This window comes from Pedobacter sp. D749 (assembly GCF_019317285.1).
Classification (GTDB): Bacteria; Bacteroidota; Bacteroidia; order Sphingobacteriales; family Sphingobacteriaceae; genus Pedobacter.
Genome location: NZ_CP079218.1, coordinates 5,668,675 through 5,690,655 on the forward strand (window position 1 = coordinate 5,668,675; position 21,981 = coordinate 5,690,655).

The 21,981-nt window shown below is 38.5% G+C and carries 13 protein-coding genes; 11 read left to right on the top strand and 2 right to left on the bottom strand.

From position 1 onward, the window contains the following. The 9 genes from KYH19_RS23360 (at position 1) to KYH19_RS23400 (ending at position 15,087) form a co-directional block, all read left to right on the top strand. Positions 1 to 1,125, top strand: coding sequence for a DUF5007 domain-containing protein (locus tag KYH19_RS23360; protein ID WP_255562510.1), 1,125 nt, complete (start codon positions 1 to 3; stop codon positions 1,123 to 1,125). Between the two features lie 21 nt (positions 1,126 to 1,146). After that, complete coding sequence (locus tag KYH19_RS23365) at positions 1,147 to 4,293, top strand: SusC/RagA family TonB-linked outer membrane protein (protein ID WP_219076970.1); 3,147 nt, start codon at positions 1,147 to 1,149, stop codon at positions 4,291 to 4,293. Positions 4,294 to 4,304: 11 nt separating this feature from the next. Further along, a complete protein-coding gene (locus tag KYH19_RS23370) occupies positions 4,305 to 5,825 on the top strand; it encodes a RagB/SusD family nutrient uptake outer membrane protein (protein WP_219076971.1) in 1,521 nt (506 codons plus the stop codon). A 19-nt stretch (positions 5,826 to 5,844) separates the two neighbouring features. Continuing rightward, positions 5,845 to 6,585 carry a fasciclin domain-containing protein gene (locus tag KYH19_RS23375; RefSeq protein WP_219076972.1) on the top strand — a complete coding sequence of 247 codons (741 nt, stop codon included), beginning with the start codon at positions 5,845 to 5,847 and terminating at the stop codon, positions 6,583 to 6,585. 34 nt (positions 6,586 to 6,619) lie between these two features. After that, a complete protein-coding gene (locus KYH19_RS23380; protein ID WP_219076973.1) occupies positions 6,620 to 8,239 on the top strand; it encodes a DUF5008 domain-containing protein in 1,620 nt (539 codons plus the stop codon). Positions 8,240 to 8,278: 39 nt separating this feature from the next. Then, entirely contained in the window at positions 8,279 to 9,973 is a 1,695-nt protein-coding gene (locus KYH19_RS23385; RefSeq protein WP_219076974.1) for a DUF4983 domain-containing protein, read from the top strand. Positions 9,974 to 10,004: 31 nt separating this feature from the next. Beyond that, positions 10,005 to 11,441 (top strand): PA14 domain-containing protein, encoded by a 1,437-nt coding sequence (locus tag KYH19_RS23390; RefSeq protein WP_219076975.1) that lies wholly within the window; start codon positions 10,005 to 10,007, stop codon positions 11,439 to 11,441. Positions 11,442 to 11,454: 13 nt separating this feature from the next. Further along, on the top strand, positions 11,455 to 12,288 hold the full coding sequence (locus KYH19_RS23395; protein ID WP_193423078.1) for a PKD domain-containing protein: 834 nt from the start codon (positions 11,455 to 11,457) through the stop codon (positions 12,286 to 12,288). Positions 12,289 to 12,612: 324 nt separating this feature from the next. After that, on the top strand, positions 12,613 to 15,087 hold the full coding sequence (locus KYH19_RS23400; RefSeq protein ID WP_219076976.1) for a glutaminase family protein: 2,475 nt from the start codon (positions 12,613 to 12,615) through the stop codon (positions 15,085 to 15,087). Positions 15,088 to 15,540: 453 nt separating this feature from the next. Here the strand turns inward: KYH19_RS23400 and dinB are convergent, their stop codons facing one another. Further along, complete coding sequence (gene dinB / locus KYH19_RS23405) at positions 15,541 to 16,641, bottom strand: DNA polymerase IV (RefSeq protein WP_219076977.1); 1,101 nt, start codon at positions 16,639 to 16,641, stop codon at positions 15,541 to 15,543. 242 nt (positions 16,642 to 16,883) lie between these two features. Beyond that, positions 16,884 to 17,243 (bottom strand): PleD family two-component system response regulator, encoded by a 360-nt coding sequence (locus tag KYH19_RS23410; RefSeq protein ID WP_219076978.1) that lies wholly within the window; start codon positions 17,241 to 17,243, stop codon positions 16,884 to 16,886. 293 nt (positions 17,244 to 17,536) lie between these two features. On the opposite strand from KYH19_RS23410, the gene KYH19_RS23415 reads away from it, so the two are divergent. Both KYH19_RS23415 and KYH19_RS23420 read left to right on the top strand, forming a co-directional pair. Continuing rightward, positions 17,537 to 18,553, top strand: coding sequence for a LacI family DNA-binding transcriptional regulator (locus KYH19_RS23415; RefSeq protein ID WP_219076979.1), 1,017 nt, complete (start codon positions 17,537 to 17,539; stop codon positions 18,551 to 18,553). Positions 18,554 to 18,982: 429 nt separating this feature from the next. Continuing rightward, entirely contained in the window at positions 18,983 to 21,970 is a 2,988-nt protein-coding gene (locus tag KYH19_RS23420) for a SusC/RagA family TonB-linked outer membrane protein (RefSeq protein WP_219076980.1), read from the top strand. Positions 21,971 to 21,981: the final 11 nt, after the last annotated feature.

The following is a 21,981-nucleotide window of genomic DNA, read 5'->3' on the forward strand; positions in this document are numbered from 1 at the left end:
ATGCAAAATAGAAACATTAAAATAAATAGCCCGATGAAATCGATCATATATAAATATTTTGCGCTCCTTTTACTTGCTTTAACCGTTTGCAGTAGCTGTAAAAAGATTTTCGATTTACCCGATGAGAAAGATTATATCAGCAATAATGTGAATTTTAGCAATAAAATTCTGGAGCCAATAATCGGAAGAACCAATCTTATCGGTGGCTTTAACAGCGATAACTCAACCAACCCCATTACGTTCGAAATTGTAAACGTCAGGTTTGGGGATGGAAAGCCGGTGAGCGATCTTTTTACAACGGCACCAACATACGTATGGACAGCCCCTTACACCGGTTTGGAAAAAAGCCTGGCTGAAATTGAGGCAAAAAGGAAAATTGAAGCACATCCGATATTCGAAATACGTTCATCAGGCGAATTCATCTTATGGCCATCAGCTACCAACCAGATATTGAAACCCCGTCCGACGGATAGTACCAACTTTTCTCAGGATACACGCTTTTTTGATGTAAAGGTTAAAAATACCGGTGGCGAGCGCCTGATCAGGGATTTTCAGATCAGACCTTTTAGAGAGCGCCCTTACGAGCCATCGAATGATTTTAATGCTTATACAGGTTTGCCTGCCCCTGATCCAAAATTTCCGTTAGACAAAAATCTGAGAGATTATATCCGTCCTTATCTGAATAATGTTATCGGGGCTACTTCTAATTTAAACTTAGTGAGCAACAATGATAAAAAGGATGCAATTGTTTACATCCGTCCGCTAACATCAGGAGGTAATGGCCATTCGTTACGCATTGTGGTTTTGGGTAAAGATTCTTTACCGATCGATCCTAAGTTTTTCAATGAAACGGTTTGGGATAAAATGATCCATGGTTTCAATATACAAAAAACCGATCAATATGTTCAGTATGATGTTGCTTATCCGATACCATTGGTAGAAATCCCTACATCTTATGCTAGAGGCGGATCGAGGGCAAAAGCAGAGCTGAGTTACTCCCGGATTGGTTTTGGGGGTACACGTACAGTGGCCAATTTCGGTGTCGATTTCGCTATTTATAAGGCTGGCGACTGGGAAATCGTCTTTTATTTCAAAAATGAGAACCCAAAATTTGCTAACGAATAGTTGATCAATAAAGTTAATATTATGAAAAGAAATATACTTTTATATACATTACTTATTGTATGTATAATCTGTTGTACGAATGCCTATTCGCAAGAAAAAAATATTATTGTAAATGGCAGGGTTCTGGATAAAGACACCAAACAGGGGGTGCCAGGCGTATCTGTTGTTCTGCAAAGCACCAATAAAGGCTTAACGCAAACCAATGGCGATGGAAGGTTTTCGGTTAACGTACCTGTTGGAGGAACACTTTTATTTAAATTTTTAGGGTACAATACCTCATCGGTTAAAATTACCAATCAAACCAATATCACCGTAACCATTAGCGAAGATCGTAAAGATCTGAATGATGTTATTATTGTGGCTTACCAAAACAGGCCAAAAGAAACAACTGCCGGATCGGTAACGGTGCTTAACGCTAAGGATGTATCCGATATCCCGGTATCAAACATTGAAACCCTTTTACAGGGTAAAGTACCAGGGTTAAATATCCAGAACAATACCGGTGCCCCTGGTTTTAGGGGATCGGTACAGCTTCGTGGTTTATCGAGCTTAAGTATTTCGGGTAGTGGTAACGATTCATTTTTACAACCTACATCGCCATTATATATTATTGATGGCGTGCCTTTAGATGCAGATAAGGCAGCAGAGTTTGGTTTTCAAACGCAAGGTCCCGGGGTGAGTCCACTTTCGCTAATCCCTCAGGAGGATATCGAAAATATCCAAATCCTGAAAGACGCGCAGGCCACTTCCATGTACGGCTCAAGAGGTGCTTATGGGGTAATCATCATCACCACAAAAAGAGGTAATTCTAAAGTGCCGCGTATTAAATATGTATCGAACTTTTTCGTTAATGCTCCGCCTAAATTACGCGAAACATTAGGCGGTAATTCAGAACGCCAATTAAAAATTCAGCAAATTATTTTAAACGCAGAAACCATTAATCAAATCAGAGGAATTAGCAATACACCTTTTCTTGCCGATAGTTTAAATGCGTATTATAATAACTCTACCGATTGGCAGGATGTATTTTATCAAACTACCTTTAACCAAAGTCATAACCTGGCTTTAGATGGTGGTGACCAAAAATTTAATTACAAAGCCAATATGGGCTATTATGCCGAAAAGGGTGTAATTAAAAACACGGGTTATAACCGTTACAATTTAAACATGAACATGGAGTTTAAGCCGAATGATAAATTTAGATTTTTCGGTTTTGTTAATGGTTCGGTAGGTAAGCAAAATAAAGGTAACGGTGCGGGTTTACTTCAATCGGGTGTGGCTTCAAACGGTCAGGCATCAACACTTTTGCCTCCTCCGTCTTTTTATCAGGCATCTGGCGGGGTGTTATCTGCTTTGCAGACGCTAAACGATAATAATTCCAGAAATTTGAGAGCTAATATAGATGCACGTTACGAATTTATCCCAGGTTTCGCAGGATCTTCTACTTTAAGTTATGATTATACCTCAGATACTGAAACTACATTTACGCCAGCTGCAGCCAACGGATCATTTGCCAAGCTTTATGATTACAACGGCAGAAATTTCCAGTTATACAATAGAAATGCAATCACTTACGCCAAAACACTAGGTGAAAAGCATAATTTCTTTATCAACACATTTAATGAAATTTATAAACAAGGCTCCCAATCATCAATTAGCCGGCAGGAAAGAATTCCAAACGATCAGCTTCAGGGACCAGTTGGGTTCGATGGTTATTACTCAAGAGGTGGCGGTGTTTTAAGTAGCTATAAAAATGCTACAATTGCCTCTTTCGCTGGATCGCTATCTTACGATTACGACAAAAAATACGTAGCTGAGTTCTCTTACCGTTTAGATGGTACCTCATCAAGTGGTTTGGAAAATCCATATTCCAAAAACTCTTCAATAGGTTTAAGATGGAATTTCAACAAAGAAAACTGGTTAACCGATCAAAAATGGTTAGACTATGGTAGTTTAAGGTTAACGTGGGGCCAAAATATTGTGCCAACAGGTAATCTTCAGAGTATTTATGGTATTTATAACCTGAATGGAAATTACAACAATACGCAAACCATTGGGATCAATTACGATTTAATTCCAAATCCGGCTTTAAAGCCAACCACTACAAGTCAGTATAACCTTGGTTTTGATATTGGTTTCTTAAACAGATTTTCGATCGTTGTGGATAGTTATTTTAAAAAGGTTGATAATTTATTGTTCGATCGTGTTTTATCAAATACTACAGGCTTTAATAAACTATCGAGTAACGATTTGGGGATCGCCAACTATGGTACCGAGATTAGCTTAATTGTTAAAGCCGTTACCAGCAAAGATTTTGACTTATCTTTTTCGATAAACGGTGCATATAACCGAGATGTGCTGTTAAAATTACCTGAAGAGTATAACGGGCAATATATCCGCTTTGATGGTTCCGGTTATCTGCAGCATAATGTTTTCCGCGTAGGCAGAAACACCCTGTCAAACTATTTAAGAATTAACCAGGGAGTTTACAAAACAGATGCGGACGTACCTGTAGATCCGGTTACCGGAAAAAGATACCAAACAAACAATACCTTCTTTTACGGAGGAGACCCGATCTTAAAAGATGTAAATGGCGATTATATTCTGGATGGCAGAGATTACGAAATTACCGGAAACTCACAGCCATTGATAACAGGTGGTTTATCGTTCACCATGAGGTATAAAAAATGGGGTCTAAATATGTACGCCAGTTATACAGCCGATAGAACGATCTTAAATAATGCGCTTGCCGATCGTATTGCCATCATGAGAGATCCTTATGCACTAAATGCCGTAGTACCATTAGGCGATTTAAATATCTGGCAGAGACCCGGCGATGTAGCCAAATATCCATATCCTTATGATTTTAGCCGTTATGGAAATATCCAGCCATTAAGAGCTGATCAGACCTTATGGCAGGAAACTGGTACGTATCTGAAAATTAACAACTTAACGCTTTCTTATATGTTCGATAAGAAGTTGATAAGCAGATTCGGACTGGCCAATTTAAGGATATTTGGTTCTACCAATAACCTGATTACATTTTCTAAGTATAGTGGCCCTAATCCAGAAAACGTAACCGCATTGGGTCGCGATATTTCTAACGGCTATCCTGTGCCACGTACCTATAACATTGGTTTAAACTTAGAACTTAATACAGGCAACTAAAAATATTGATTATGAAAAAAGTTATTATTTATACTTTGGTTATTGCAGCATCTTTTTGCTTGCCTTCATGTAAAAAGTTTTTAAACGTACAGCCTTTAGATAAACTAACAGGGAACAACTTTTTCCAGACTAAAGAAGATGTTGTGGCCAATATTTACGATTTGTCGAGGATTGTTTTTAGCAAAATAAACGAAACACATTATGTTGGTGCGGTTGGAGAATACAGGTCAGGTGAGGTATTACACGAAAGCCAGTCTGATAATGCCGCCTCACGCGAATATGTGGAGTTCTTAGGTCGGAATGATTTATTAAACCTGATCAGAAGAGGGCAGCCCTGGGACTATTATAATTTTGACAGAATAACAGATTGGACTGGTTATTACAGGGCAATTCAAGGTGCCAATATTCTGATTGCGAAATTAGATGAAGGTGTTCCAGGTGTTTCTGAAACAGAAAAAGGTCAGTTTAAGGCTGAAGCCGCATTTATTCGGTCACTTTGTTACTTTACCATGGTGCGGTTATTTGGCGATGTGGTGTATTATACAGATGCATTTCATTCTACATCCTTACCCCGCGAAAATTTTGTATCCGTATTAAATAAATGTATTGCCGATTTAAATGGTTATAAAAATCAAATTCCATTTACCTATAGCGATCCTGCTTTAAAGGGCGTTCGGGCAAGTAGAGGCAGCATCATTGCCTTAATGATGGAGATGAATATGTGGAACGCAGGTTTCGACGGCGCTAACGCAAGAAAATATTATCAGGCTACTGCAGATCTGGGTAAAGAATTGGTTGCAAGTAATGCCTATCGATTATTGCCGATTTCAGACTGGTCCACAGTGATCAAGGGCCGTTCGGATGAAAGTTTGTTCGAATTTTATCAAAGTATCAATTATGGAGATGCCGTACTGAATGTTGCACCAATTGCCGATATGTTTTTGCATTACCCATACAAAAGACCCGAATATACCCACCGTGTAAGTTTTGCTTATTACAGGGGCGAATACATGCAGAAACTCTTTCAGGATGGGGGCGACAAAAGGATCACCACCTGGTTTAACGAAGATATTTTTGCAGACAATGGTAAGTTCATGTTATTAAAATATGCGAAGAACTCTTTCATTGTAGGTGAGGAAGATGCCAATCCGGATAATACCTTTATGATTTTTAGGTATGGTGGAGAACTCCTGCTGGCGGCAGAGGCGCTTGCAAATATAGAAGAAGATGCCGAAGCCATAAAACTGGTAAATATGGTAAGGAACCGTGCCGGTGCATCTCCATATACGTCTTCAAATGGAGATCTTAAAGAATTTATTTTTTACGAACGTTCAAGAGAACTTATCGGTGAAGGGCACCATTACTTCGATTTGGTTAGAACGAAGAGAATTTTAAATAGCCAGTATTCCTACAACGTGCTTACATCCGATAAATTTAGTCGTGGTGCCTGGACCTGGCCAATTAACTCAGGTGCACTAAACAACAACCCATTCATGAAATTGAATGATTACTGGGTAAATGGTGGTAATTAATTTTTATAATAAAAGATATATGAAAAAGCTAATTTTTGCTTGTGCTGCTGTACTGCTGATATTAAATGCTTGTAAACGTGATGAGTACTACCGCGATGGAGGTTTGGCTAACCCTAACTTTGAAGGCAATATGCTTCAATATTTGCAGGCTAAAAAAGTACCTTTTGATACCATAGCTCAAATTGTAAAACTGGCGGGTATGGAAAGTGCCTTTTCTAATGAAGACTTTACTTTTTTTGCGCCCGATGATGAGGTAATTAAAAAAACAATCGGAACAGTTAAAACCGATGGATTAAATAATTTTCTTTTTTATTCAGGAAAAGATACCGTTAAAACGCTGGATCAGATTAGTCCGGTAATCTGGAGGAGATATCTGCAACGCTACATGTTTAAGGGTGTGAATAGGTTAAAGGACTATCAGCAAATCGATTTCGATGTTAAGAGTGTTTATCCGGGCGGTTTGTATTATTCTCTTGGTGGTAACATCTCAAATATCGGGGTAACCTATGGTACCGCAAACAATATCAAATATATCGGGTACCGCCAATTGAACTTAACTTATATCCCTGACGCTTCAAAACCTAATGACAATTGGTACATCAACAAGGTGGCATCATCTGATATAAAACCTACCAATGGCGTTGTACACACTTTGGCCTATAATGACATAAGAGGCGGCGCTTATTTTGGCTTTAACGAGAGTGATTTTTTTAGTGATGTGTATTATAGTGGGTTAATGCCTTCTGATTCTTCGAAATAAAATCACATCTGGTGTTACCTCAAGAAATTAAACGATGAAAAAAATTAAATTAATATTCGCAATAATCACTTTGATTGCTTTTAGCTTTCAGGGATGTAAAAAAGCAGATGAAGTGATCCCTGATCCTTATGCTGATGCTAAATCACCTTTAGGTGTTGCCATTTCCCAAACTGATGTACCTGTTCCTGCTGTTGGGATTGTAGGTACATCTGTAGTCATCAAAGCTTCAGGTTTTGATAAATATAAAAATCAATTAACCTTTATGTTTAACGGTGAAAAGGCTGAGGTAGTTAGTGTAACGGCCACAGAAATTACAGTTAAAGTTCCCGAAACCGGAAGTACGGGTGTAACATCAATCGCTATTGGCGACCAGTTATTTATTGGTCCAACCTTTACCGTAACGGGGCTGATTCAGATCGATCCTACTTTCAAAGCCATAGCAGGTACCAACGGGTTTGTCAGTCAGGTGTATGAAATGCTTGATGGAAGGAACGTTGTGGTTGGTAATTTTACAAATTTTGATAACAAAGGTGGGGTGGTTCCCATCAATAGGATCGCAAGAACATCATTAGATGGAGAATACGACCGTACTTTCCGTACAGGAAGAGGGTCCAATGGTGGCTTAGCCAGTATTGTAGAAATTGGTAACCGTTTTATTATAGCAGGTGGCTTTTCAGGATTTAACCAACGGACTGAAAACATCAGCAACATTACCAGTTTGTTTACAAGCGGAGCAATTGACACTGTAAAAATTCAGACAAGAAGAAAGCCAACAGTAACCGACACTGTTACACAAAAGTGGTTTCCGAAGTTTAACGGTGGTACAAATGGTTTTATTGACCATGTATACGCCCACCAAGGAAAAATTTTAGCAACCGGCGATTTTAGGTTTTATGTAAAAAGAACTTACGATAAGTTTAATTACGATTTATCAAGGGATACTGTAATATTGGACAGTACAGAAATCCGACAGATTTTACGCTTTAATTTAGATGGCAGTCTTGATAAAACATTCCGTTTTAACACTGCTACCAATAAAGGAAAAGAAAGTGCAAACGGACGTGCATATACTTACATGCATACCGAGGCAGAGAAGCTGGAAAAACTGGTTGTGTTTGGTAATTTTACCACTTTCGATGGTCAGCAAGCTAACCGCATTGTGAGGTTAAATGTTGATGGTAGCATCGACCCTACTTTTACACCAGGTACAGGTGCCGATAATGGCATATATTCTTGTACTTATAATGTAACAACCAAAAAATATGTGATCACCGGAAGTTTTACACATTATAATGGTAAAGCAGCAGTAGGTGTTGCCGTTTTAAACGATAACGGAACTTTAGATGAATCATTCGCATCACTCTCCTTCGAAGGTGGGCAAGCTAATTTTGCCAAACAGCTTAATAATGGGTTAATAGTAGTAAGCGGGTATTTTATTAAATACAATGGCATCACCAGAAATGGGTTTATGGTTTTAACCCCAACCGGAACATTGGCAAAAGGATATAATTCTACAGGCCCTTTTAATGGTAGCCTGTCTGATGTAATCGAAACCAAATCGGCAGATGGTAAAAAAGCACTATTGCTAATCGGTGGTTTTAGTCGTTTTGATAATTTACCATTATACAACATTATTAGAGTAACTATCGAATAATAGATTAAGCTAACCAGGATATAAATTAAGATGAGTATGATGAAAAAATATAAATTATTGATTGGCTTAATCGCAACAATAATTACCACGGCCATATTTTCTTGTAATAAAGAATTCGAAAGAACAATTGGAGATAAGAATGCCAGCGACACAACAACTGTTAAATACGGAAACCGTAAGGTACTTTATTTGGTTGTTGACGGAGCAAGGGGGCAATCGGTTTTAGATGCAAATACGCCAAATATCGATGCGATTTTGCCACACGCGATCTACACATGGGTAGGTTTAAGTGATGCTGAGGCAACCGGAAATGCAACCAATTGGGCAGACATGTTAACCGGCGTTAAAAAAGATAAACATAAAGTTACTACTGATGCATTAACGAATAACAATCTGCAGAATTACCCAATTATCTTCAACAGGATTAAAGAGGCCAGTGCAAAATCGAAAATTGTTACCTATACCTCATCAGCGGTTTTTAAATCATTAAATTCAGGAGCCGATGTGAGTAGCCTGGTGGCAGATGATGATGCGGTAAAAGCCGGATTGATCAGCAATTTAACTAGTGATACTGCAACGGTTGTTGTAGGCCATTTTACAGGGGTTAATGCAGCAGGTGCAGCATCCGGGTATGATGTTTCTTTTCCGGCCTATAAAGCAGCTATCGAAAAATTCGATACTTCTGTAGGTGAAATCCTCGCTGCATTAAAAAAACGTCCTGATTATAATAATGAGCAATGGCTGGTGGTTATTGCATCAAGTGCAGGTGGGCAATATACCTTGCCCTCAAATGCCGACGACCAAACTATTTTTAGCCAGCCAAAAGTAAATTCATTTGTCATTTATTATGCACCAACTTACAACAAACGAATTTTAACAAAGCCATTTACCGGTAACAGGTATTTAGGCAAAACAATCCGTTTTAAAGGGGAAGATGTGAGGGCGCAGGTTGATGCTGCTGACGCAGATATTTACAATATAGATGACACTACAAAAGTGACCATAGAACTTAAGGTTAAAAAGAACGAAGACAAATTTTTCTGGCCAAGTGTTTTAGGTAAACGTAACGAGTGGTCTGGCGGACACCCGAGTGTAGGCTGGGTAATTTATTTAGAAGAAGATTATTGGTATTTTGAGTGGCGGGGTACTAAAGATGCAGATTACCAACAATGTAGAGGGGGGAGTTTTGCCAAGGGGAAATGGACAAATTTAACAGCAAAAATAGAGGTGCGTAATGGACAAAGGTTTGTGCGTACCTATACCAATGGCAGCTTTAATAATGAGCTCGAAATTACAGGTTCAGGTTCGTTGGCAAATTCGAATCCTTTAAAACTGGGATTTTTAAACGGAAATGGACACGGGGTACCAGATGTATATGTAAGTGACATCCGCTTTTTTAAATTTTCTGTTCCGGATGGAATGATCGGCAACTATGCCTGTCAAACTTCAATCGACCAAAGTCACCCATACTTCAATTTTCTGGTAGGGTATTGGCCAGCAACGGATGGGAATGGTAATATCATGGCAGATATAAGTTCTCAGGCGCATGATTTTAAATTTCAGGGAACCTATGCCTGGGAGAGTTTTAACGATTTAATTTGTCCTCCGGCACCCGAAACACTGGCCATATTTGTTCCTCAAACATCAGATATCCCTGCACAGATTATAAACTGGTTAAAGATTGCCAATAAACAAACATGGGGGCTTGATGGCCGGGTTTGGTTAGATCAATAACAGATTTGCTGATCATTTAAAATATCATAAAATGAAAAAAATTATATATATCGCATTGATAAGTTTAGCCATCATTGGTGTTTATTCTTGTCGCAAATCACAAATAGATGATTTAAAATTGCCGGATCCCAATACCAGAAGTGTAACAGGAGAAGGGATTGTTGCAGGAAACGTTTCTATAGATAACGAATACATTAAAGTTCCTTTTAAAATTTCTTTAACAGGTGTTGCAGAAGAGGCTTTTCAGGTAGGTTTAACTTTAAATAACGATACCGTTACGCAGTTAATTAATAACGGAACCATTACAAATGCAATCCTGATGCCATCTGCAGGGGTGGAATATCCCAATGTGATCAATGTGGTTTATGGCACCGATAACAGTGAAGGTGTTGCTATTGTTCGCCGGTCAGTATTGGAACGTAATTATGGTAAAAAAGTTGTTTTCGCGCTAAAGCTTTCAGCTCCCGGTAAAGGAAATAAGATTGCCGCCGGCAAATCTACCATCTTGGTTATTATTAATACTACCGATCTGCTAAAACCTACTGACCTCCATTATTTAACTTTAAATGGAGGTGGTACCTATAATGTAGTGTACCAGGGCGATTACATTGTAGGCCCTGCCGGGGTAACAATTCCGCTTATTGTAAGTTTAGAAAACCAACCCTCAACAGCTTTCAATATTAAAATTAAAGAAAACATAGATACCATTGCTACTTTGGTTGGGCGGGGAACTTTACCTGCAGATGCAATACACCTGGATGCTAAAGATTATAGTGTTGATACTTTGGTTCGGTTTGCTACAGGGGCTTCGAGTACAATCGTCAGACTTCAGATCCCATGGCCGGTTTTCGACGCCAACATTGTTGCAAATAAAAAATTTGCATTCGCTTTCAGCATTAGTGAGGCTAGCAATCATGTAATTCACCCAACCAAGAGTAAATTAATAGTGATTGTAGATCCTAATGTAAATTTGGATAACAACTCTTACATCACCGGAAACGGTACTGGTTTAACAGCAAAATATTATACCAACACCCAATTAGACCCGGATGATGGACGTGCGCCATTTGTAACCAGAGTTGATGAAACCATAAACTTTAGTGGTGATGGATGGCCAGACAATGTGAAAAATGCAGCTGGAACTCAATTAAGCAGGGATAACTTTGCCAGTAGATGGAAAGGCGAGTTTTTGGCACCAGTACGTGGTACTTATACTTTTTATCAAACCCGCTGGGATGATGGCTCAAGATTATATGTTAATGGTGTACCATTAGTAGACGATTATACCACCCAATGGGATAAAGATACACGTAAAGGCACCATATTTTTAGAACGCGGAAAACGGTATACCATTGAAGCGCATCACCGTGAAAATGTAGGCGGGCAGCAGGCTTATCTTGAAATTGAAGTGCCGAATATTTTATCAAAAAGAGTAATACCAAAATCTCAATTGTTTCCAACGCCTTAAATATTAATAAGATATGAAAAATAACGTAAAAAGATTATTCAGTATTCTATCTCTTTTAATACTTATTGTAATTACAACAGTAAAGTGTAAGAAAGATGCAGAAGAGATTGCTCCTGTGGTAGATGAACCTAAACCAACTGCAGGTTTTGATTATGCCGTAGCCAGTCCGACAAAGTTTTTAGAATACCAGTTTACGGGTACCTCTACAAACTATAAAACTTTGTTATGGCAATTTGGCGATGACAGTACATCTGTAGCGGTTAATCCAAAACACGTGTATCGTTTTCCAGGCAAATATAAAGTTACTTTAACCACCAGAAACAGCCAGGGCTATTCGGCTGCAAAAGAAGTGCTTCTAAATATTGTAGATCCAAATTTCGATCCAACAAAAATTGGGGAGAATTATATGCAGACAGTTGGCGGCATATTCTCGGTAAATTTAGAGGCTGGCGCTGGACCTAATTCTGATGAGGGATCAAAAAAACTGGTTGATGGCGATACCAAAACCAAATTTTTGCAGGCAGGTTTTGATGGTACTCAAAGATGTACTTTCGAGCTTGCAACACCACAGGTAGTTGGTGCTTATACTTTAACTTCAGGAAACGACGCTGAAGACAGAGATCCCAGGTATTGGATTTTACAGGGATCATTAGATGGTATTCAGTATACAGACCTACATACGGTAACCACTTGTCCATGGCCAGCGCAAGGTGAGAGAAATGTTACTAAAAGGTATTATTTCGACAACTTTGTTGCTTATAAATTTTACCGTCTTTATATCAAAGCCAACAGGGGAAGCAGGGTTTTCCAATTATCTGAGTGGACCATCAATAAAAAACAACCTTAAGTAATAAGCGCTCCACACAATTTGAAGAATACATGAGGCTTAAAAACTTCATGTATTTTTTTAAAGAAGTCAAGTTAGAATAACGGACAGGCCATAAAACTTGACTTCTTTGAGATTTATTTTTAAATAAAAGAAGTCAAGTTTGCCGGCATTCTGTTCGTTAAAACTTGACTTCTTTAGACTCTGTTTTAAATGTCGTTCAGACAATTAAAAATCGGCTTCTCTTGCAAAAAGTAAATTATATTTTATACATTAGTAAAACGTTTAACTAAGCGTTACATCTAACCAGAATATAACATCATATTTTCGATACACACACAAATTATGAACAAAACCAACACTTTAAAATTCTTAGGCATACTAGGCTGCATGTTTGTAGGCAGTTTGCTAAAGGCGCAGGAGCGCAAAGCCCCGGCTTATCCCCTAATTACGCACAATACCTATTTCAGTATCTGGTCTAACACAGATAAATTAAACGAGTCTTCAACCCAACATTGGACCGGGGCCGATCATTCTCTTTTAGGTATGATTAATGTTGATGGAGGGATTTATCGTTTTTTGGGTAAAGAAACCACTACCTATAAAACGGTTGTACCTGCATCAGATGAAAAAGGATACGTTGTAAAATATACAGAAACCGAACCTCAGGGTGATTGGAAAGCTGCAAACTATACCACGAGCAATTGGCAAACAGGTAACGCACCGATAGGAGATGATGCCAAAAACGTAAAAACATTGTGGAAATCGCACGATATCTGGGTTAGAAGAACCTTTAATGTAGCCAATCCGGCATCAATAAACGAACTTTTTTTAAAGATCAACCATGATGATAATATTGAGGTTTACCTAAACGGAAAGAAAATCTACACTAAAGAAGGCTGGACCAATAACTTCCAATACATTGCCTTAAGCAATAGTGATAAAAGTGCTTTAAAAGCCGGATCGAATGTAATTGCCATTCACCTCATTAATACCGCCGGTGGCCGTTTCCTGGATTTTGGTCTGGTAGAAAAACTAAAAGACAATGCCGAAAAGGTACAGCTGGCTAAACAAAAAAGTGTTGATATCAATGCCACGCAAACCATTTATAACTTTACCTGCGGTAAGATCGATCTAAAATTAACTTTTACCTCTCCCTTGTTAATGAACGATTTGGGTTTATTTGCACGCCCGGTTTCTTATGTTTCCTATCAGGTAAAAGCAAATGACGGTAAAACACACCAGGTAAAGGTATACCTGAGTGCATCGTCAAATATCGCAGTTTACCGTCCTACGCAGGAAGTAACGGCGAGCAAATACAGCACGGCCAAATTATCAGTATTAAAAACGGGTACCGTAGAACAACCCATTTTGCAAAAGGCAAGTGATGATATGCGCATTGATTGGGGTTACTTTTATGTGGCAACGCCGAAAGCAAGCAATGCCATCCAGTTTGTAACGGACGAGAAAGATGCAGCCGATGCTTTTAGAAAAGGCAATTCTGCTTCTACAGCTAAACAAGGCAAAATGCTTGCATTGAATACCGTTATTCCGTTTGGTACAGTCGGTAAGGCTGCGGTAGAAAAATATGTTGAATTAGGCTATGATGAAATTTATTCGGTTCAATATTTTAATAAAAATTTAAGACCATGGTGGAATACCTCAGGTAAAGAAACCATCAAGGCACAATTGACCGCTGCGGCCGATGAGTACAAAACTGTGATTCAGAAATGCGAGACATTTAACAAAAAATTATATGCCGATGCCTTAAAATCTGGCGGTAAAGAATATGCCGATTTATGTGTTTTAGGTTACCGCCAGAGCATTGCCGCTCATACGTTGGTAAAGAGCCCGCAAGGTGAGATTTTGTGGTTATCTAAAGAAAACAACAGTGGTGGTTTCATTAACACCGTCGATGTAACTTACCCTTCGGCACCATTATACCTGATTTATAATCCTGAATTGTTACAGGGCATGTTGAACGGCATTTTCTATTTCAGCGAAAGCGGAAAATACCCTCACCCTTGGGCCGCGCACGATCTGGGAACTTATCCGTTAGCAAACGGGCAGACTTATGGCGAGCCAATGCCGGTTGAAGAATCGGGCAACATGATTATTTTAACCGCAGCAATTGCCAAAGCACAGGGGAATGCCAATTACGCCAAAGCGCACTGGAAAACTTTAACCACCTGGGTTGATTATTTAACCAAAGAAGGCCTGGATCCGAAAACACAGTTGTGTACCGATGATTTTGCCGGTCACCTGGCCCGTAATGCCAACTTATCGGTAAAAGCAATTGTAGGCATTGCCTGTTATGCGCAAATGGCACAAACCCTTGGTTATGATGATGTAGCCAAAAAATACCGTGCAATAGCCGAAACTATGGTGCCAAAATGGATAGAAATGGCTGATGCCGGCGACCATTATGCCTTAACCTTTGATAATAAAAACACCTGGAGCCAGAAATATAACCTGGTTTGGGATAAGGTTTTAAATTTAAACCTGTTCCCTCAAAAAATATATGATACTGAAACTAAATATTACCTGACGAAACAAAATAAATACGGTATCCCATTAGATAGCAGAAAAGCTTATACTAAAAACGACTGGATTTTGTGGACTGCCACTTTTGCACCAACCCAAAAAGAATTCGAGGCTTTGGTGCACCCTGTTTATAAACACGCCATCGAAACCGAATCAAGAGTGCCTTTAAACGATTTTTACGATTCGAACACCGGTATCCGCGATAACTTTAAAGCGCGGAGTGTAGTTGGCGGTTTTTATATGAAGATGCTTGCCGATAAATTAGCTGGCAAATAAATTTACCCTTTTAAATTAACAATCAAAGGTTCTACATATAGTTTGTAGAGCCTTTTTTATTTCCCCATAGACTGAATAAGCAGGTATTATTCTATCGGTTGGTGTCGCATCGACCGAAATAAAAGATGTTTTTATTAGGAAATGGGCGTGCAGTGGTTCTTAGAGTCGCTCAGTCCCGCCATTCGCTATAGCTCCGATGGAAGGAATCGGAGGCTGCCGCTGCTGTCGGGTTTAGGAACAATGGTTTCTGCATCCTGCAACCCCGAAAGAAATGCTGTTTTGGTCCAATAGCCCCGGTTGCAGCGCTACCCTGCAGCAACGAGGTACGAGGAAGCGAAGCGTATAAGCGTAAAACGGGAAGGAACTGACTGTTTAGTACAGGTATTGCGCTCCAAGTGCAAAATGGTGTTTTATCCTTTTGTAGTTTATCCTTGACTTGCGCTTATGTTTTCATCAAAACTCAAACTCCAGTTGATTACTTTCGGGCTTTTCGATTCCCACATCATCATAAAACCGCGATAAGGTAATGCCTAAAAGCCTCACCTGCGTTGTACCGATAGCTGCCTCTTCCAAAAGTTTAATCGCCTCGGCATAAATGACTTCGGCTTTGTTTATGGGTATAGCAAAAGAACGGCTGCGCGTAATGAGTTTAAAATCTGCAAATTTAATTTTTAAGGTTACGGTTTTGCCTTTTAATTGATGTTTTTCCAAACGTTTAGCTACGGTTTCACTGATCTGTTTTAGCAGATCGTGCATCACCGAATCTTCATTGGTATCTTCCGAAAAGGTGTCTTCTGCGCCTACTGATTTGGTTTCGCGATGCGACTGAACTGGACGTTCGTCAATACCACGAACAATTTTATAATAAAACCTCCCTGATTTACCGAATTGGGCAACAAGCTGGGCTTCTGTTAATTTTTTTAAATCGGCACCGGTATTAATCTGCATGGCCTTCATTTTGGCACCGGTAACTTTGCCTACCCCAAAGAACTTTTCAACAGGAAGTTTTTCCATAAAAGATTCAATCTTCGATGGGCCAATAAAAGTTAAGCCATCAGGTTTGTTCATGTCTGAGGCTACTTTAGCCACAAATTTATTGATCGATACACCTGCAGAAGCCGTTAAGTTTAGCTCATTTTTAATGGCATCTTTTATTGATTGTGCAATATCAATTGCTGATCCAATTCCGAGTTTATCTTCCGTAACATCGAGATAAGCTTCATCCAGTGAAAGGGGTTCTATGATATCGGTGTACCGGCTAAAAATTTCCCTAATTGCTTTAGAAACTGCGGTATAAGCATCAAACCGTGGGTATACAAAAATTGCTGTGGGACAAAGCTGATAGGCTTTGCTGCATGACATTGCCGAACGGATTCCATATTGCCGCGCTTCGTAACTTGCTGTTGCCACCACACCACGGCTATCGGGTTTGCCACCAACCACTAAGGGCTTTCCACGGTATTCAGGAAAATCGCGTTGCTCTACAGATGCATAAAAAGCATCCATATCAATATGAATTATTTTTCTTAAAACCGGTGGATTTAAATCAGACATGTAATGATCTAAATTTCGTGATTTTTATCAGGATTATTGAGCTAGATTTTTTTTCTTTACAAAATATGGAGGGAGTACCGACTTTGTTTAAGCAATTGCCTGAACGGTTTTATTTAAGGGGATTGAATAATAAGATTTTGAGCGAAGCTAAATTTATGAAGGCAGATCTCTCCGTTCTGCTGCGCGCCAGTCGAGATGACGATCGTTTCGGAAAGCCATACACCTTAACCTTACACCTTTATCTAGTCCAACAATACTTCCACCTTATTCAGCAGCGAATCCATCTCGAATGGTTTCTCCATAAAATCATTAGCACCTGCATCGATTGCAGATTGCCTGATGTCTCTACTGGCGGAGATCATTAAAATTGGAATTTTACTAAATTCCGGATTGTTTTTAAGTTGCCTGCATATGTCCCTGCCATCATATCCACTCATCCAAATATCGAGCATAATCAGGTCTGGCTTGTTTTTTACCGCATCTATTACTGCCCCACCGTCATATGTAAATTCAACATCATAGCCCATTACTTCCAAAATCATAGTCACAGCATCAACAATTCCTTCGTCATCATCGGCGATGAATATTTTCTTATTTCCCATTTTTTAATTTTATTTCATCTAGTTTTGTTTGCAATAGGTAAATGAGAAGGTGATTAATAGCGTATAATGATTAATGCAGTAAAGATGCTTTTTGTTTTAAAAAAAATGAATATTTATTTAAAGAATTTTACCAATTGGCGATTATATATGGTTTTTAGACTAGATTTCTTAGCAAAATGCTTAGCTATGTAATAGAATGCGAAACGCAGAATTTTAAAGCTTATAAATATTTCGGACATTTATCGTTTATATTTACAGCGTTTATTCGACTTAATTGGGTTTAACAGCCAAAAATGGATAGTATTAATATAAAAAAGTTAGCAGAAGCATTAAAATTATCTACTTCTACAATTTCGAGGGCTTTTAGGGATAATAGTGACATTAATAGTGTTACCAAAGAGCGTATACTGGCCAAGGCGAAAGAGTTAAACTACCAGCCCAACCATTACGCCAGTAATTTAAGGGAGCAAAAAAGTAAAACCATTGCCGTCATCGTTCCCGAATTAGCGAACAATTATTTTTCGCAGGCCATTCACGGTATTGAGCGGGTAGCCAGAGAAAATGGTTACCATATTCTGATTTACGTAACCGATGATGATTATAAAAAGGAAGTAACTTTCATTCGCCACTTACACAATGGCAGGGCCGATGGCATTATCATGTCCGTTTCAGGAGAAGCCAATGATCATAATTACCTCAATAAATTTGGCACCAAAAGGCTACCTCTTGTGTTTTTCGATCGTATTTATGAAGACATTGATACTCCAAGGGTCATTACAAATGATTATAACAGCAGTTTTCTGGCAACAGAACATTTAATAGAGCAGGATTGTAAAAGAATTGCTTACCTGGTGGTGAATAAAAGTTTATCTATAGGTAAGACCCGTATGCAGGGCTATCTTGATGCACTGGCCAAACACCAGATTCCTTTCGAAGAAAATTTAATTGTAGATTGCAGTAACAGCTATGAAGAAAATAGTGTGATCATTAAAGAGGCTTTAATGCAATTGAAACCAGAGGGTGTTTTTACCTCGGTAGAGCGCTTGGCTTTTGCTACCTATTATGCTTGTTACGATCTCAATATTAACATTCCGAAAGATTTAAAGGTGATCAGTTTCTCGAGTTTGGAAATCGCCCCTTTGTTAAATCCTTCACTTACTACGATCACCCAACCGGCCACCGAAATAGGAGAGGAAGCGGCTAAATTGTTGTTTACTATTTTAGATGATCATGCCGATAAGAACCTGCCAAACGAGGTGGTTTTAGCATCTAAAATTATCAAGCGGAATTCTACCGTAAATGGTAAATAAAGCCCTTGAAAACGGACTGATTTTTAGCCCGAAATTTTCAAAAAAATTCTTCACTTAGTGTAAAATAAGCAGAATTCTGATTGATTTTCGGGAACGTTCCCGAAAGATGACTGAATTTTGATCTAATTTTTTCGGGAACGTTCCCGAAAAAAGCCTTAAAAATGGCTTAGTGTAATTATTACACTTAAAATTAAAAATTTATGTTTTTAATTTATTGATTATCAAATAAATATTAATTTATTAATTAATTAATGTTGTTTTTGAATTAGCGAAAAAAGTTGGTTTTTACGAATATTTTCTTGTCAATATTTTAGCCAAAAATATATTTTTTAAATAAATTTTGAAATATCATTAACAGCTGTAAATTAGGCCTGTGTGTAAATCACTATAATATTTAACCAAATTTTTATACTTAAACGAGCTTCAAATATGAGAGTATTTTACCTGTTAAAACAGGGGCTTTTGGTGCTGTTAGTTTTTTCAGCATTAATGGTAAAAGCGCAAACCGGATCTATATCTGGTAAGGTGCTTGATGAAACCGGCCTACCATTACCTGGCGCTTCTGTAGTTGTTAAAGGAACAACAAGAAGTACATCAACCGATGCTAATGGTAATTTTAAACTGGCAGGATTATCGAATGGTTCGATAACGCTATCTGCAAGTTTTATCGGCTATCAAACCCTTGATAAAGCTGTAAGCATTTCAGCAAATGCTACCGTAAATTTTCAATTGGTGCCTGATGCACAAAAACTGAACGAAGTTGTGGTAATCGGTTACGGTACTGCCGAAAAAAAGAATCTAACCGGATCAATCACTACGGTAGGTGCTAAAGATTTCCAAAAAGGAACAATTACAACCCCTGAGCAACTTATCCAAGGAAAAGTAGCAGGGGTTAACATTATTAGCAGTAGCGGTCAGCCAGGGGTTGGTAGTCAGATCCGTATCCGTGGCGGAGCCTCATTAAATGCCAGTAACGATCCTTTAATTGTTATTGATGGAGTTCCTTTCAGTGGAAAATCAATCGATAATGCACCTAGTCCTTTATCATTGATCAACCCGAACGACATCGAGACCTTTACTGTATTAAAAGATGCAAATGCTACAGCAATTTATGGTTCCAGAGCATCCAATGGTGTAATCTTAATTACCACCAAAAAAGGGGGTACAGGTGCGCCGGTAATTAATTTCAGTACCAGTAATTCTGTTGCAACCATTGCAAAAAAGGTAGACGTGCTTTCAGCAGATCAAATCCGTACTTTTGTAAATGCCAATCCAACCGCTGCTTATGATGTGGGCAAAACATTTGTTTCGCTTTTAGGAAAAGCAAATACTGATTGGCAGGATGAAATCTTTCAAAATGCTTTTGCAAGTGATAATAACCTCAGTATTGCAGGTAAATTTCATAGTGTTCCATATCGTGTATCAGCAGGTTATTTAGATCAGCAAGGTTTGTTAATTACCGATAGGTTTAACCGGGCAACAGGTGCTATTACCGTTTCCCCAAGATTATTTACCGATCACTTAAAAATTGATTTAAGCCTGAAGGGTACATTAACCGAATCCCACTTTGCCAATGATAACAATAATGCCATTGCCAATGCCATCCAGTTTGACCCTACGCAACCAGTTACCGCAAATAATCAGTTTGGGAATTATTTCGAATGGTTAAGAGCAGACGGATCCTTGAATCCCAACGCACCAAGAAATCCGGTAGCGCAGATCATGTTAAGAAATAATAATGGAAATGCCGCCCGAAGCTTCGGAAATGTAAGGTTCGACTATTCTTTCCATTTTTTACCAGAGTTGCATGCTAACTTAAATTTAGGTTATGATGTTTCTAAAGGCACAGGACGTATTTTTGTTCCGGCATTTGCCGCCACAAGCTTTTCAACTAACGGATCTTCTACTCAATCTCTGAATACATCCAACAATAAGGTATCAGAATTTTATTTAAATTATGCCAAAGATGTGGCCAGCATCAGAAGTCGTTTTGATGTAACTGCTGGTTATGGTTATTATGATAATGCGAAAACAAACTATAGTTTTAATGAATATAGCGCAACAGGGGTATTAAGAACAACGCCTAAGTTTCCATTCTCTGTTGACCGCAACAAACTATTATCCTACTACGGAAGGTTGGTTTACACCTTAGCCGATAAATACATCCTTTCAGGAACCATGCGTGCAGATGCGTCATCAAGGTTCGCCGAGGAAAACCGTTGGGGTTATTTCCCTTCAGTTGGTTTTACCTGGAGAATTGCGGGCGAAAACTTTTTAAAGGAAAGTAAAGCGGTTTCAGATTTAAAACTGAGATTAAGTTACGGTGAAACGGGTAATAAAGATGGAGATACCGTGGGCGATTACAGTTATTTAGCTAAATATTATTCGAACAGTAATACGGGACAGTATCAGATAGGCAATACTTTTTATGATTATTACGCACCATCTGCCTATGATCCGGACTTGAAATGGGAAACCACTACTACCTATAATGCTGGTTTAGATTACGGCTTTTTCAAAGGAAGAATCTACGGAGCAATAGACGTTTATTATAAAAAGACAAAGGATTTATTGGCTACGGTGAACATTCCTGTAGGAACAAACTTTAACAATAATTTGATTACCAATGTGGGTAATATGGATGTAAGAGGCGCTGAGTTTAGCTTAAATTTTGCAGCTATCAAAACGGAAAACATTTCATGGGATTTTGGCTTCAATGCAGCTTATAACAAAAGAAAAGTAACCAATTTAACCTTAAATCCTGATCCGGGAAGTAAGCAAGGTGCTGGCGACATTACTGGTGGAACAGGGGTTACCATTAAATACAATGCGGTAAATCAACTTCCTGGTGCCTTCTACGTTTACAAACAGGTTTATAACAGTGCCGGAAAGCCACTGGAAGGTGTATATGAAGATTCAAATGGCGATGGTGTAGTGAACTCAAGTGATCAGTATTTTTATAAGTCGCCAGATCCTAAAATTACTTTGGGATTCAATACTGCCTTCAGCTATAAAAAATGGACCATTACTACGGTACTGAGAGCTAACTTAGGCAATTATGTTTATGATAACGTATCATCAAACTTTGGTATTAGAAACAATATCCTTAGCTCAGCGGGCTTAATTAACAATGCTGCTGTAGATTTCTTAAATACAAATTTTACTACAAGTCAGTATTTAAGTGATTACTATGTTAAAAATGCTTCCTTCTTAAAAATGGATAACCTTGGCCTGGCTTATGACGCCGGTAAGTTATTTAAAAATAGCAACACCAGTTTAAGAATTACGGCCAATTGCCAGAATGTGTTTGTAATCTCTAAATATAAAGGGCTGGATCCTGAGTTAACAGATGGTATCGACTTTAAGTTATATCCCAGACCAAGGACATACACTTTAGGTTTAAATGTTGGTTTTTAATAAAGATAAAG

Bases quoted from the DNA above. Each gene is read 5' to 3' on its own strand.
- KYH19_RS23360 (WP_255562510.1), top strand. From the start codon at position 1: ATGCAAAATAGAAACATTAAAATAAATAGCCCGATGAAATCGATCATA.
- KYH19_RS23365 (WP_219076970.1), top strand. From the start codon at position 1,147: ATGAAAAGAAATATACTTTTATATACATTACTTATTGTATGTATAATC.
- KYH19_RS23370 (WP_219076971.1), top strand. From the start codon at position 4,305: ATGAAAAAAGTTATTATTTATACTTTGGTTATTGCAGCATCTTTTTGC.
- KYH19_RS23375 (WP_219076972.1), top strand. From the start codon at position 5,845: ATGAAAAAGCTAATTTTTGCTTGTGCTGCTGTACTGCTGATATTAAAT.
- KYH19_RS23380 (WP_219076973.1), top strand. From the start codon at position 6,620: ATGAAAAAAATTAAATTAATATTCGCAATAATCACTTTGATTGCTTTT.
- KYH19_RS23385 (WP_219076974.1), top strand. From the start codon at position 8,279: ATGAAAAAATATAAATTATTGATTGGCTTAATCGCAACAATAATTACC.
- KYH19_RS23390 (WP_219076975.1), top strand. From the start codon at position 10,005: ATGAAAAAAATTATATATATCGCATTGATAAGTTTAGCCATCATTGGT.
- KYH19_RS23395 (WP_193423078.1), top strand. From the start codon at position 11,455: ATGAAAAATAACGTAAAAAGATTATTCAGTATTCTATCTCTTTTAATA.
- KYH19_RS23400 (WP_219076976.1), top strand. From the start codon at position 12,613: ATGAACAAAACCAACACTTTAAAATTCTTAGGCATACTAGGCTGCATG.
- dinB (WP_219076977.1), bottom strand. From the start codon at position 16,641: ATGTCTGATTTAAATCCACCGGTTTTAAGAAAAATAATTCATATTGAT.
- KYH19_RS23410 (WP_219076978.1), bottom strand. From the start codon at position 17,243: ATGGGAAATAAGAAAATATTCATCGCCGATGATGACGAAGGAATTGTT.
- KYH19_RS23415 (WP_219076979.1), top strand. From the start codon at position 17,537: ATGGATAGTATTAATATAAAAAAGTTAGCAGAAGCATTAAAATTATCT.
- KYH19_RS23420 (WP_219076980.1), top strand. From the start codon at position 18,983: ATGAGAGTATTTTACCTGTTAAAACAGGGGCTTTTGGTGCTGTTAGTT.